Below are 12,989 nucleotides of genomic sequence, written 5' to 3' on the forward strand. Positions count from 1 at the left end.
ACTAGCTGGCCAGCAAAGGGCCGCAACAGCGCGGGTTGAGGTCAAATTTAATGTAGGTACATAGGTAATACCGGCAAATCAGAAGAAAGGTTGTTGGCGTGCTGCTGAATATCTTCGGGAATGGAAAGGTGGCTTGCCCTGCTTCAACTGATATTCCGGGAGGTTGGCAACTTGCTTGCAACCTTTTGGCGGCCCGGTGCCTCCCCTTTGCAGCACGCCTTGTGCGGGCCGGGCTTTGCCCCGGCTCAACCACCTTTCCATGCTGCAGAAAATGACCTTGTCTACACTTTCCCCCGCCGGCCTGGGTTACCGGCTGCCGGCGTGAGCGCGGCCACTTGGTTTGCGTTCGGGGCCGACGACGTGCTGCCCGACCAAGCGGCCGCGCCCGTGGCGCCGCGCCTCACCGCCAGCCGCAGCTCGGCCGTGACCAGCCCGCCCACCGAAGCCGAGTTGATTGACGGCTGCCTGCGCGGCCGCCAGCTCGCCCAAAAGCTGCTCTACGACAAGTACGCCGGCAAAATGATGGCCGTGTGCCTGCGCTACGCCCAAACCACCTTCGAGGCCGAGGACGTGCTGCAGGAGGGTTTCCTCACGGTGTTTCGCACGCTGGCCAGCTTCCGCCGCGAGTGCCCGCTGGAATTCTGGATTCGCCGCATCATGATTAACGCGGCCCTGCGCCAGCACCGCCGCAACGCCTCGCTGGTGGCGGTGAGCGACGGCGACTACCCCGAAACGCTGGCCAGCGAAGAGTTCACGCTCAGCAACTATAACTTCCAGGAGCTCCTGCACATGGTGCAGGAACTGGCGCCCCGCTACCGCATGGTGTTCAACCTATACGCCATCGAAGGCTATACCCACAAGGAAATCGGCGAATTATTGGGCATCACCGAGGGCACGAGCAAATCGCAGTACTCCCGGGCCCGCGTCATCTTACAAACTAAACTGGAGCGCCTCGGTGCTCCAACCCGCCATGTCAGCTAATCCTATCGACGATAACACTACGCCTAAAACCACTGGCAGCCTGGAGGAATTATTCCGCCACCACTTGGGGGAGGAGGCCGCCGTGCCGCCGCGCCCCATGCTGTGGGACCAGATTGACAATTCCCTGCTGATTCGGCAAAATGAAGTTTACCGCAAGCGCCTCGTGGCCACGCGCTGGGTGGCGGCGGCCAGCCTACTGCTGGCCACGCTGGCCGGCACCGGCTGGTGGGCCCAGCACGACAGCAGCTTCGGCGGCGCGGAAATGGCCAAGGTGGCCACCCCGCCGGCCGCCGGCACCGGCCCAAACGCGAACTCCGCCACGGCGTCGACCAGCAACGGCCCGGCCGGCGACGCAGGCCAGCTTAATGGCGCTAACCTATTGCCACAATCGACCAACGGCCGCGCGACCTCGGCCACGGCCGGCACCTACGCCGCGCAGACCGTAGCGCCCGCCGCGCGCCGCCCCGACGCCACGGCCCGCTACGCCACCACTGCTGCCTCGTCGGGCACGGGCTTCGGCGCAGCGTCCGTGGGCAATGGCTTTGGTGATAATGCCCCCGCCGCCCGCCCAGGCGCCGGGGCTGCCCGCGTTGCGCAGTATTCTGTAGCTGAAGCCGGAGTTGCCGGCTCCCGCGCCACCATTGCCCGCGAAGGCCTGAACCCAGCCGCTGGTACCAGTGGCACGCCCCGCAGCCTGGAAGCCGGCACGGTGGCGGCCAGCGCGGCCGGCGGCACCCTGGCATCGGTGGCAACTATTGCTGCAACCGGCACCGGCGCGGCTACGGAAACGGCGGGCCTCGCTTCCACTTCCGTGGCTGCCCTTACGCAGGCTTCGGCCGCAGCAGACGCCCAGACGCTGGGCCTGCTGGCCGTGCGGCCGGCGGCGCTGAGCCTGGCTGAGGCCACGGCCTTGCCCAAGGGCCTGGCCGCGGTGGCCCTGCCCGAACCAGCGCCCACGGAAGCTTTAGACAAATGGCATTATGGCCTGAGCTACACGGCGGGCCTGTTTAATCCCAACGTCAATTTCTCGCGCCAAGGCATCGAGCCGGAATTCGGCTACAACCCCGCGCTGGGGCCCGACTCGCCGGCCCTGACGGAAGCTGCCGCGGCCCAGTACCGCGAAAACCTGCGCCCCGGCCTCAGCCAGCGCATTGCCCTGCTGGCCACCCGGCATCTGAAAGGCCACTGGTCGGCCAGCACCGGCCTGGAGTTCACCCAGGCGTCGGCCAGGTCGGCTTCCACGGCGTCCTTCGTGGGCGAGCAGCTCTACGACCTGGGCTCGTTCACCAACGGCGCCCTGCGCACCACCGATTTCCGCTACCGCATAGGCGGCGTGCCCTTTGAAGTGGCTTACTCCAACCCCGTGAAGCGCGGCTGGAGCTTCTACGGCCGCCTGGGCGGCGTGGTGAGCGCCCTGCTGGGCGTGCGCAGCGAAGTAGCCGGCGAGCCCGAAGCCACCAAAACCTACTCGGTGCTGACCACCGGCGGCCCCTACCGCCGGGTGCTGGGCAGCCTGCGCGGCGCGGCCGGCGCGCAATACCGCCCCGTGGCCGGCAACTGGGCCCTCACCCTCGGCCCCGTGGCCGAAATGGGCTTGGTGCCGCTGAACGCGCACCCGGCCCAGAGCTTCCTGGCGCAGAGCCGGCCGTATAGCTTCGGCATGGAAGCGGGCGTGGAGTTTGGCAGGTAGTTGAAGTTCCGTCTGTCATCCTGAGCGCAGCGAAGGACCTTCTCACGCTAGAAAACTCTAGCGTGAGAAGGTCCTTCGCTGCGCTCAGGATGACAGGCGACGCACGCGAGATGTCTCGGCTGCGCTCGACATGACGTTCCTTGCTCGATATGACGTTCTTTTTTCGTTCTCGCCTCACGTGCCTTTTCCCACTTTCGGCGAAACCCAATTTCCTCCATCTTGGTTAAGGTAGGCTGAGCATTTCGGCCTACCTTTCCCGTTGCATGGAGTACCAACTGACCTCTGAATTTAAGCCGACCGGCGACCAGCCCACGGCCATTGCCAAGCTCGTGGAGGGCGTGAACAACGGCGAGCCAGCCCAGGTGCTGCTGGGCGCCACCGGCACCGGCAAAACCTTCACCATGGCCAACGTCATTGCCGAAACCGGCAAGCCGGCCCTGGTGCTGTGCCACAACAAAACGCTGGCCGCCCAGCTCTACGGCGAGTTCAAGGCCTTCTTCCCGAACAACGCCGTCGAGTACTACATCAGCTACTACGACTACTACCAGCCGGAAGCCTACATCGCCAGCACCGACGTTTTCATCGAGAAAGACCTGGCCATCAACCAGGAAATCGAGAAGCTGCGGCTGCACACCACCTCCACCCTGCTCAGCGGACGGCGCGACGTGATTGTGGTGGCGTCGGTGTCGTGCATTTACGGCATCGGCAACCCCGAGGAATTCGCCAAAAACGTCATTTTCCTCAAGCCGGGCATGCGCTACACGCGCAATAACCTGCTGTATCAGTTCGTGCAGATTCTGTACTCGCGCACCGAGGTGGAGTTTTCGCGCGGCACCTTCCGGGTGAAGGGCGACACCGTGGACGTGTTTCCGGCTTATGCCGACTACGCCGTGCGCGTTTACTTCTTCGGCGATGAAATCGAGTCGGTGCACAAGATTGACCCGGTGAGCGGCAAGAAGCTCAGCGACGAGGCCAACGGCATTGCCCTGTACCCGGCCAACCTGTTCGTGACCGGCAAGGAGACGCTGAACACGGCCATCAAGGAAATCCAGGACGACATGGTGCACCAGCACGCCTACTTTGAAAAGGAAGGCCGCGACGCCGAAGCCAAGCGCATCATGGAGCGCACGGAGTTCGATTTGGAGATGATTCGGGAGCTGGGCTACTGCTCGGGCATCGAGAACTACTCGCGCTACTTCGACCGGCGCACGCCGGGCGCCCGGCCGTTCTGCCTGCTCGATTATTTCCCCGACGACTACCTGCTGGTGGTGGACGAAAGCCACGCCACCATGCCCCAAATCCGGGCCATGTGGGGCGGCGACCGCAGCCGCAAAACCGCCCTCATCGAGTACGGCTTCCGCCTGCCTTCGGCCCTCGACAACCGGCCGCTGACCTTCAACGAGTTCGAGAGCATGTACCGGCAGGCCGTGTTCGTGAGCGCCACGCCGGCCGATTACGAGCTGGAGCAAAGCGGCGGCACCATCGTGGAGCAGATTATTCGGCCCACGGGCCTGCTCGACCCCGAAATTGACATCCGGCCCAGCGTGAACCAGATTGACGACCTGCTGGACGAGGTGGACAACCGCGTGAAAATGGGCGACCGGGTGCTGGTGACGACCCTTACCAAGCGCATGGCCGAGGAATTGAGCAAGTACATGGACCGCCTCGGCATCAAGGTGGAATACGTGCACTCCGACGTGAAAACGCTGGACCGCGTGGAAATCCTGCGCAAGCTGCGGCTGGGCGAAATTGACGTGCTCATCGGCGTGAACCTGCTGCGCGAAGGCCTCGACCTGCCCGAGGTAAGCCTTGTGGCCATTTTGGACGCCGACAAGGAAGGCTTCCTGCGCGACCAGCGCAGCCTGATTCAAACCATGGGCCGGGCGGCGCGAAACGACCGCGGCAAGGTCATCATGTACGCCGACCGCATCACCGGCTCCATGCAGCGGGCCATTGACGAGACGAACCGGCGCCGCGCTACCCAGCTGGCCTACAACGAGGAGCACGGCATCACGCCGCGCACGGTGCGCAAGAGCCACTCCGAAATCATGGGCCAAACGGCGCTGTCGGACTACCGCATTGTGGAAACCCAGGGCTACGCCGGCCCCGACTCCGACGGTGGCGCGGCCCTGGCCCTTGCCGCCGAGCCCGTGGTAGCCATGATGACGCGCCCCGAGCTCGAAAAGCTCATCAAAACCACCGAGAAGCAGATGGAAGCCGCCGCCAAAGACCTGGACTTCCTCACCGCTGCCAAGCTGCGCGACGAGCTGGCCGCGCTCAAAACCATGCTCAAGGGCAAGCGGGAGTAAACAGGTTAGCACGAAATTCGGGAAAGGGGTTGACGATGCCACTTGTGACGGCATCGTCAACCCCTTTTTCTGCTTTTGCCCGCTATGAAACACTTGGTACTTTTCGCCGCCCTGCTACTGGGCCGCACGGCCGCCGCGCAGTCGCTCCCCGTGCCGCTGCCGCTACCCGACACCAACCTGCAGCCCACCGTGAGCACCACCACGATGCCGAACACGCCCGGGGTGCGCTATCAATACCAGATGATACACCCCGTGTCGGACTGCGTGTGGCTGGCGCCCGCCTGGCATGGCAAGGTAAAGCTGGAGCCTTCGCGCCGGCATTTCGATTTTGAGGGCGAGCTGGAAGGTTTATTGATGCGCACCGTCAATGAGCTGCTGGCAGAGGGCTGGGAATTTGTGGAAATCCGCACGGAGTCGAGAACCACCGGCGCAACGCAGAAAATCGAGAAAGACGCGCGGGCAACCGACCCGGCCGACCCGGTTTACGTGAGCACCACGTCTTTTAACACCTATTCGGAGACGCGCTACCTCTTCCGCAAGGCGATACCATAAGGCGGACAGGCAACCGATGGCCGGCGGCGAGCATCTATATTGCAACGCACCTATTTACTCGCCGCCATGAAACCCTTATTTCCCTTTCGCAGTGCCGTTTTCGCGGCCGCCACCGTTTTTTGTTCCTGCTCGGTGCAGGCTCAGGTGAAGCAGCCCCGCCAGCTGGGCACGTTTGAGGCGGTGGCCTCCAGCGGCGGCATTGATGTGGTGCTGACGCAGGGCTCCAATACTTCGGTGGTGGTGGAAGCTTCGGACGAAGCCCAGGCCCACTTGGTGACCAAAGTGGAAGGAGGCACCCTGAAAATTGGCTGGGAAAACGGCTTTTCCTGGAAAAACCTGCTCAGCAACAACCGCAAGGCCAACGTCTACATCACCTGCCCCCGCCTCACGGCCCTGAGCCTGAGCGGCGGCGCCGATGCCAAGGGCCAGTCCACTTTCTCGGCCGACGCCTTCAAAATCAGCGCCAGCGGCGGCTCCGACGTGAAGCTCAGCCTCACGGCCAAAACCCTGACTTGCTCGGCCTCGGGCGGCAGCGACCTCAGCCTGTCCGGCCGCGTCGAGCAGCAAACCGTGGACGTGAGCGGCGGCTCCGACTATCACGCTTTCGACCTGCAAAGCAGCCGGGCCACCGTGCGCGCCAGCGGCGGCTCCGACGTAAACCTGTCCGTAGACGGCGAGCTGACCGCCAACGCCGGCGGCGGCTCCGACGTGCGCTACAAGGGCAACGCCCGCGTGGCCAACGCCACGCATTCGGGCGGCAGCAGCGTGCGCCGCGCCAACTAGAGTGTGTGGACAGTTAGCGCAGCCAATCGAGCGCGGCGAGTAGGTGCGCAGTGGCTAAGAAGGACACAGCGGTTTTATCGTAGCGTGTAGCAAAGCCTCTGGCCTCCTTGAGCCGCCCCAAAAAGCGTTCGGCCTTGTTGCGGTCGGCGTAGAGGTTCTGGTCGTAGGCGCGGCGCTCGTTGCGGCTGGTTTTGGGCGGAATGACCGGCTCGGCGTGGCGGCTGGCAATGGCGGCCAGCACCGCATTGGTGTCGTGGGCTTTGTCGGCCACGACGGCCCCGGGTGCGTGGCGTAAGCCCGCCAACAAGGCTGGCAGTTGGGTGCAGTCGGCCCAGTGGCCCGGCGTGAGCACCAGGTGTAAGCCGTTGCCAAGTGCGTCGAGCACCGCGTGCAGCTTCGTGGAGAAGCCGCCCCGGCTGCGGCCCCGGCTGCGGCCCCGGCTGCGGCCCCGGCTGCGGCCTAATCCTTCGGTCGCGGACGTGCTTTTTTTGACCCGGCTGCGGCTTTGTGGGCCTTGACGGTGGTGGAATCCACCAGCACCCACGCGTAGTCGGGTTCCTGCACCGCTTGGAACAGGGCTTCCCACACCCCGGCTTGCGCCCAGCGCCGAAAGCGCCGCGCGACCGTGTTCCACGGGCCAAACCGCTCAGGCAAGTCACGCCACGAAATCCCCGTGCGCACACGGTAAAGCACGGCGTTGACAAACAGTCGGTTGTCGCGCCCTCGACTCAGTCGGCCAAGCGTAAGAGGTTCGACAGCGTTCCATTCGTGTTCACTTAATTCGTGGCGGCGCATGCGCCAAAACTACCCCTTACTGTCCACACACTCTAGCCAGTCGCGCAAGCAGCAACCATCTGGTGTCCTGTCCTAGCGGTAGTCCTTGTCCTTCACTTTGGCATTCACGTAGTCCGGAAAGGAGTGCGTCTGGTCGTACTCTTTCAGGGCTTCGTATAGCCGGCTGTTGTTGAAACGGGCAATTTTGCCGGCGCTGATGCCGCCCACCAGGCCAATGAACACGGTGTAGCCCAGCGGGCTGATGGTGAACGTGCGGGTGCCGCTGCCGCTTTTGGTGGTGCCGGTTTGCGAGGCCAGGTAGCCGATGGCGCCGCCCCCGCCCAGCAGCCAGACGAGGCTGCCGGTTTGCTTGCGGCCAAACATGTGAATGGCCGCCTGGGCCTCCCGGTCGTTGGCGTAGCGCGCGGCCAGGTACGATTTGTAGCTGGTATAAATGGTGCTGCTGCGCTGGTTGGGGAGCAGCAGCGGGCCCACGCGCGGGTCGGCTGCTTCCGTGCTGGGCGGCGCGGGCGGCGTAGCGCCCGGCGACTGGGCATGCGCGGCGGTGGCCCCGGTCAGCAACAGCGCAAGGGAGAAGGCATGGCGTAAACGTAATGGCATAAAAGCGGGAAAATCAAAAGAAACGGCCGAAGCCAAAGGGCTAAAATTAGCGAAAATATTTCGCCAGCCGGGGGCCATTCCTGCCACTGGACCCGCCCGGAAACTTCGTGTACTGCCGCAAAAAGTGGACGCGCCCTTGGAAATTTTCCGCCGTCAAGCTCAATTGTTCTGCAAAGCCCGGTAACTTTGTCACACGCCGTATTTAGAGCCCAAACCTGACCGGTTTGGGCTTTTTTTGTACTAATTTCCGGCACAAACCGGCGGCGTCAGGGCTGCTTGTAGAGCACGCCGCCCTTCATCACGAGGCGCACCTGGCGCACGGCGGCCACGGTTTGGGTGGGGTCGCCGGCCACGGCCACTAGGTCGGCCAGCAGGCCGGGGCGGATGCTGCCACGGTCAGCGAGGTGAAAAATTTGGGCGTTGCCGCTGGTAGCCTGGCGCAGCACCTGCAGTGGCGTGAGGCCGTAGTCCTGCACCAGCAGCTCCATTTCGCGGGCATTTTCGCCGTGGGCAAACACGCCCACGTCGCCGCCCAGGGCCAGGGGCACGCCCGCTTTCAGGGCCGCCTGCATGCTGAGGTGCTTTTGCTGCAGACGCGGCGGCAGGGGGTCCTGGCCTTTGTGCCAGCCTTTGTACTGCGCGGTGGCATCGCCGGCGGCCACGGTGGGGCACAGGGCCACGCCGCGCTTTTTCATTAGCTGAAACACTTCCAGCGTGCCTTCGTCGCCGTGCTCGATGGTTTCGACGCCGGCCAGCACGGCGCGGCGCATGCCTTCGGGCGTGCTGGCGTGGGCCACCACGCCGCGCCCGGCCGAGCGCGCCGTTTGCACCACCAGGGCCAGTTCTTCCTGCGAAAAAGTGGGCAAGGTGGTGCCATTGGGCCCCCAGCGGTAGTCGGCGTAGACCTTGACGACGTCGGCGCCCTTGCCGATTTGCTCGCGCACGGCCCGGATGAGGCCGTCGACGCCGTCGGCCTCCTGGGCACCCTGGGGCACGTCTTCGTCCACCGAGAGCTTGGGGCCGTAGCTGCCCGTGGCCACCAGCGCCCGGGTGGCCACCAGCAGGCGCGGGCCGGGAATAATGCCCTGGTCAATGGCCTGCTTGAGGCCGACGTCGGCAAAACCCGCGCCCTCGGTACCTAGGTCGCGGGCGGTGGTGAAGCCGGCCAGCAGCGTGCGCTGGGCGTGCGCCGTGGCCCGCGCCACCCGCAGGGCCTGGGACTCGAGCAGCACCTGGTCGTTCCAGGAAGTTTCGTTGTAGGGATGTAGCAGCAGGTGCGAGTGGCCCTCAATCAGGCCGGGCAGCAGCGTGAGGCCGGGCAGCTCCAGGGTGCGGCCGCCGGCGGGCACGGCCAGCTGCGCGGCCGGCCCGGCGGCGCTTATCCGCCCGTTCTCGACCAGCACGGCCCAGCCCGCGTGCAGGTCCTGGCCATCGAACACCGCGGCGGGCCGCAGCAGCACGGCCCCGGCCGCCCCGGCGCCGGGCGGCGCCACGGGCTGGGCCCGCAGGCCCGCAGCACCTAGCAGCAGCGCCACCAGCCAGGGCCGCCAGGAAAGACTTAACCGGACCTTGCCACTAAATCGCAAATGGAAACCACGCATAAAACCGAGCTGCTAGAAACGGTGGCCACGCCAGGCGCGTGCCCCGCGAAGCTACGCGGCCCGGCGGCTTGTGGCCGCAGCTGCCCGGCTTTTCGCACCCGGCACAGCTTACTTTTTCAGCACCAGGTAGCCGTAGGCGGGCAGGGCCACGGTGGTACCCACCGCGAAGGGGCCGCCTTGCAGGGCGTTGGTCCAGGTGGTGTTGGCCAGCGCGGCGGGCACGGGGTAGGTAGTGGGGGCGTTGCGTACGTTCACCAGCACGAGGGCCTGCTCCTGGCCAGCGGTTTTGGTGAAGGCGCACACGTTGGCCGTGCTGTAGGGCGTGGGCGTACCGGTGCGCAGCGCGGGGCTGGCGGCCCGGGTTGCCAGCAGTTCCTGGTAAGCACGCTTCACGTCGGAATGACGGCCCCAGGCCACTTTCACCGAGGTGAAGGGGAAGGTGATGGGGGTGGTCATGCCAGCTTCCTGGCCGTTGTAAATCAGCGGCACGCCTTTGTAGCAGGCCGCAATGACGAAGGCCGACATGGCGCCCGCGTTGCCGCCGAACAGGCCCACGGGCGTGCCGTCCGAGCCATTCACGTCGTGGTTGGTGATGTAGCGCACCACTTGCTGGGTGCCGGTGGCCCCGGCGTATTCGCTGGCATTCAGCCCGTCGAACGCCGTGGCGGGCTGGTTGTTGCGATACACGTTGTAGATGCCGCCGTAGAAGCTGAAGCCGAAATTGTAGTCGAAGCCCGAGGTAAAGTTCACGGCGCGGGTGCCTTCGGCCAGCAGCAGCAGCTTGTGGGTGCGCACGTTGCGCAGCGTGTCGGTGGTTTGTTTCCAGAAGTCGCCGGGCTGGAAGTCGGCATAGTCGCAGCGGAAGCCGTCGACGTTGGCCGTGTACACCCACGATTTCATGGCCGAAATCATTTCGCGGCGCATGGCGGCGTTGGTGAAATCGAGCTGGGCCACGTCGGGGTAGGTAACGGTGCCATTTGATACCGACTTGATGGCGCCCGCGGCGTCGTGCACGTACCAGTCGGGGTGCTGGGTTATCCAGGGGTGGTCGAAGCTGGTGTGGTTGGCCACCCAGTCCAGCATCACGCTCAGGCCGCGGGCGTGGGCGGCGTCTACCAACGCGCGCAGGTCGGTGAAGGTGCCGAATTCGGGGTTCACGGCGCGGTAGTCCTTCACGGCGTAGGGCGAGTTCACCGACTTGCTGTCGGTGCCAATCGGGTAAATCGGCATCAGGTACAGCACGTTCACGCCCAGCGCCTTGATGGAATCGAGCCGGGCCGTGACGCCCGCAAAGTTGCCGCTCTGGCTGAAGGCCCGCATGTTTACCTGATACATCACGGCGTCCTCGCGGTTGGGCACCCCGGCGAAGGGCGTGCCGTATTGCGCGGGCGTGTCCGTGGTGGGCGGCGCGATGGGGCCGGGCGGAGCCGGCGGGTCTTTCTTACAGGCACTCAGCGCGCTGAGGGCGGCCAGCAGCACCAGGCTGTTTCTAACGAGACTACGACGTATAGACATTGGGAAAAGATTAGTCGGAGCCTGATTTATCAAGCTGTGAATCCGACAGTTATTTGTTAATTAGCTTGAAGCTAACGGCTGCGCCGCCGCCGGGCGCCAGCTGCAGGGTGAGCGCCGATTTGCTGGTCACGACTTGGCGGGTGATGCGGTAGGCGGTGGGGTTTTTCAGCCAGTCGGCGCCCTTGCCGTCGGCGTAGATGGTGGCCTCGTAGCGCCGGCCGGGGGTCAGGAAATCGAGCTTGACGGGCTGTTGACGCGCGTTTTCGTCGGTGATGCTGCCGAGGTACCACTCGTCTTTGCCCTTGGCCCGGCGCGCGGTGGTGAGGTAGTCGCCGGGCTCGGCGGCCAGGATGCGGGTGTCGTCCCAGTCCACGGGCACGTCCTCGATGAACTGAAACGCGTCGAGGTGCTGCTGGTAGTTTTCGGGCAGGTCGGCCGCCATTTGCAAGGGCGAGTAGAGCGTCACGTACAAGGCCAGCTGCTTGGCCAGGGTGGTGTGCACCTGCCGCTTGGGCACTGCGGCCGAGAAGCCCTGGATTTTGAAGATGCCCGGTGTGTAGTCCATCGGCCCGCCCATGAAGCGGGTGAAGGGCAAAATCGTCTCGTGCTCGGGCGGGTTGCCCTCGCTGAAAGCGTTGAACTCGTTGCCGCGGGCCGATTCGCAGGCCAGCCAGTTGGGGTAGGTGCGGTGCAGGCCGGTGGGGCGCACGGCCTCGTGCATGTCCACCATTATCTGGTTTTCGGCCGTTTTCTGGGCGGTGCGCACGTAGTGGTTGGCCATCCACTGGCCGTCGTGGTGCTCGCCGCGCGGGATGATGCGGCCCACGTAGCCGGTTTTCACGGAGGTGTAGCCGTGCTGCTTCATGAAGCGGTAGGCGGCGTCTTGCCGGCGCTCGTAGTTGGCGACCGAGCTGCTGGTTTCGTGGTGCATGATGATGTTGACGCCCTTGCCGGCCGCGTAGCGCTGCAGCTCGTCCACGTCGAAATCGGGGTAGGGCGTCACGAAGTCGAACACTTCCTCCTTCCAGTTGTTGGCCCAGTCTTCCCAGCCCACGTTCCAGCCCTCCACCAGCACGCCGGTGATGTGGTGCGCGGCGGCGAAGTCGATGTATTGCTTCACGTGCGCCGTGTTGGCCATGTGGCGGCCGTTGGGCTTGAGCCGGCGCCAGTCGGTGCCGGCCAGCTTGATGTTGAAGGTGTCGGCGTAGTTCCAGGAGCCGCGGCTTACCTGCATTTCCCACCACACGCCCACAAATTTCTGGGGCTTAATCCAGCTGGGGTCGGCGATTTTGCTGGGCTCGTTCAGGTTCAGGATGAGCTTGCTGGCCAGCACCTCGGGCGCTTTGTCGCTCACCACGATGGTGCGCCAGGGCGTGTGCTCGGGCGCCTGCAGGTAGGCTTTGGCGCCGGTGCCGGTGGCGTCGGGCACCAGCTGGCTGCTCAGGCCGAAGGTTTTGGGGTCCACGTTCAGGAACATGGCCGGGTAGTTCACCAGCGCGGCCTCGTGGATGTTGACGTACAGCCCGTCGTCCGACTTCAGCATGAGCGGCGTCTGAATGCGGGTGGCCGGAAATTTTTCCTGAATGGGCTTAATGGGCGCTGTGTTCACCTCGCTCACGCGGCTGGTGGTGTAGGCGTACTCGTTCGAGTCGTAGTCGCCCGGAATCCAGAAGGCCTTGTGGTTGGCCGGCAGGTTGAATTCCGTAAACTCGTCCTGCACCGTGAAGTACTGCAGCCCGGCCTGCCGCGGAAACTCGTAGCGGAAGCCCACGCCATCGGCAAACACTCGGAACACCACGTCCAGCCGGCGGCCGTCGGCGGCGGGCTGGCGCAGGTGCACCGTGAGCTGCTGGTAGTGGTTGTGGATGTCTTTCACCTCGCCCCACACCGGCTGCCAGGTGTCGTCCACGTCTTTGGTTTCGCTGCCCGCGAGCACCAGCGGGCCATCGAAGCCCTTGCCATCGGCAAAGCTCAAACCCAGGCGCGAAGGCTTGAGGACGGTTTTCGGGCCGTAGGCCACGGCGTAGGTGGGGCGGCCATCGGGGCCCAGCGCCACGGTCAGGCGCACGTTGTCGAGGCGGGCAGTCAGGGGCGCGGCGGCTTGCGCCTGGGCGCGGTTTGCGGCCGGAAGCACCAGCAAGGCCAGCAATAGTTTTCTCATTG

General features: G+C 64.8%; 11 protein-coding genes. 5 read left to right on the plus strand and 6 right to left on the minus strand.

The features are described 5' to 3' along the window. Positions 1-321: 321 nt before the first annotated feature. The 5 genes from I2H31_RS25235 (at position 322) to I2H31_RS16185 (ending at position 6,315) form a co-directional block, all read left to right on the plus strand. Positions 322-981 carry an RNA polymerase sigma factor gene (locus I2H31_RS25235; protein ID WP_317192234.1) on the plus strand — a complete coding sequence of 220 codons (660 nt, stop codon included), beginning with the start codon at positions 322-324 and terminating at the stop codon, positions 979-981. Beyond that, on the plus strand, positions 971-2,671 hold the full coding sequence (locus I2H31_RS16170) for a hypothetical protein (RefSeq protein WP_196294084.1): 1,701 nt from the start codon (positions 971-973) through the stop codon (positions 2,669-2,671). The genes I2H31_RS25235 and I2H31_RS16170 overlap by 11 nt, the downstream gene beginning before the upstream one ends. Positions 2,672-2,934: 263 nt before the next feature. Then, positions 2,935-4,980 (plus strand): excinuclease ABC subunit UvrB, encoded by a 2,046-nt coding sequence (gene uvrB / locus I2H31_RS16175; protein ID WP_196294085.1) that lies wholly within the window; start codon positions 2,935-2,937, stop codon positions 4,978-4,980. Between the two features lie 84 nt (positions 4,981-5,064). After that, on the plus strand, positions 5,065-5,532 hold the full coding sequence (locus I2H31_RS16180) for a hypothetical protein (protein WP_196294086.1): 468 nt from the start codon (positions 5,065-5,067) through the stop codon (positions 5,530-5,532). A gap of 66 nt (positions 5,533-5,598) precedes the next feature. Next, the gene (locus I2H31_RS16185; protein WP_196294087.1) at positions 5,599-6,315 is read left to right on the plus strand and encodes a head GIN domain-containing protein; all 717 of its coding nucleotides are present in this window, start codon (positions 5,599-5,601) and stop codon (positions 6,313-6,315) included. A 13-nt stretch (positions 6,316-6,328) separates the two neighbouring features. Here the strand turns inward: I2H31_RS16185 and I2H31_RS25240 are convergent, their stop codons facing one another. The 6 genes from I2H31_RS25240 to I2H31_RS16210 form a co-directional block, all read right to left on the minus strand. Beyond that, positions 6,329-6,859, minus strand: coding sequence for an IS5 family transposase (locus I2H31_RS25240; protein WP_317192235.1), 531 nt, complete (start codon positions 6,857-6,859; stop codon positions 6,329-6,331). Then, on the minus strand, positions 6,775-7,110 hold the full coding sequence (locus I2H31_RS25245; RefSeq protein WP_230687870.1) for an IS5 family transposase: 336 nt from the start codon (positions 7,108-7,110) through the stop codon (positions 6,775-6,777). Before I2H31_RS25245 ends, I2H31_RS25240 begins: the two co-directional genes overlap by 85 nt. Before the next feature lie 72 nt (positions 7,111-7,182). Next, complete coding sequence (locus tag I2H31_RS16195; protein ID WP_196294088.1) at positions 7,183-7,710, minus strand: hypothetical protein; 528 nt, start codon at positions 7,708-7,710, stop codon at positions 7,183-7,185. Positions 7,711-7,976: 266 nt separating this feature from the next. Beyond that, a complete protein-coding gene (locus tag I2H31_RS16200; RefSeq protein WP_196294089.1) occupies positions 7,977-9,311 on the minus strand; it encodes a metal-dependent hydrolase family protein in 1,335 nt (444 codons plus the stop codon). Positions 9,312-9,419: 108 nt separating this feature from the next. Next, positions 9,420-10,826, minus strand: coding sequence for an alpha-amylase family glycosyl hydrolase (locus tag I2H31_RS16205; RefSeq protein ID WP_196294090.1), 1,407 nt, complete (start codon positions 10,824-10,826; stop codon positions 9,420-9,422). A 49-nt stretch (positions 10,827-10,875) separates the two neighbouring features. Next, complete coding sequence (locus I2H31_RS16210) at positions 10,876-12,987, minus strand: glycoside hydrolase family 97 protein (RefSeq protein WP_196294091.1); 2,112 nt, start codon at positions 12,985-12,987, stop codon at positions 10,876-10,878. Between the last annotated feature and the right edge of the window lie 2 nt (positions 12,988-12,989).

This window comes from Hymenobacter ruricola (genome assembly GCF_015694525.1).
GTDB lineage: Bacteria > Bacteroidota > Bacteroidia > Cytophagales > Hymenobacteraceae > Hymenobacter > Hymenobacter ruricola.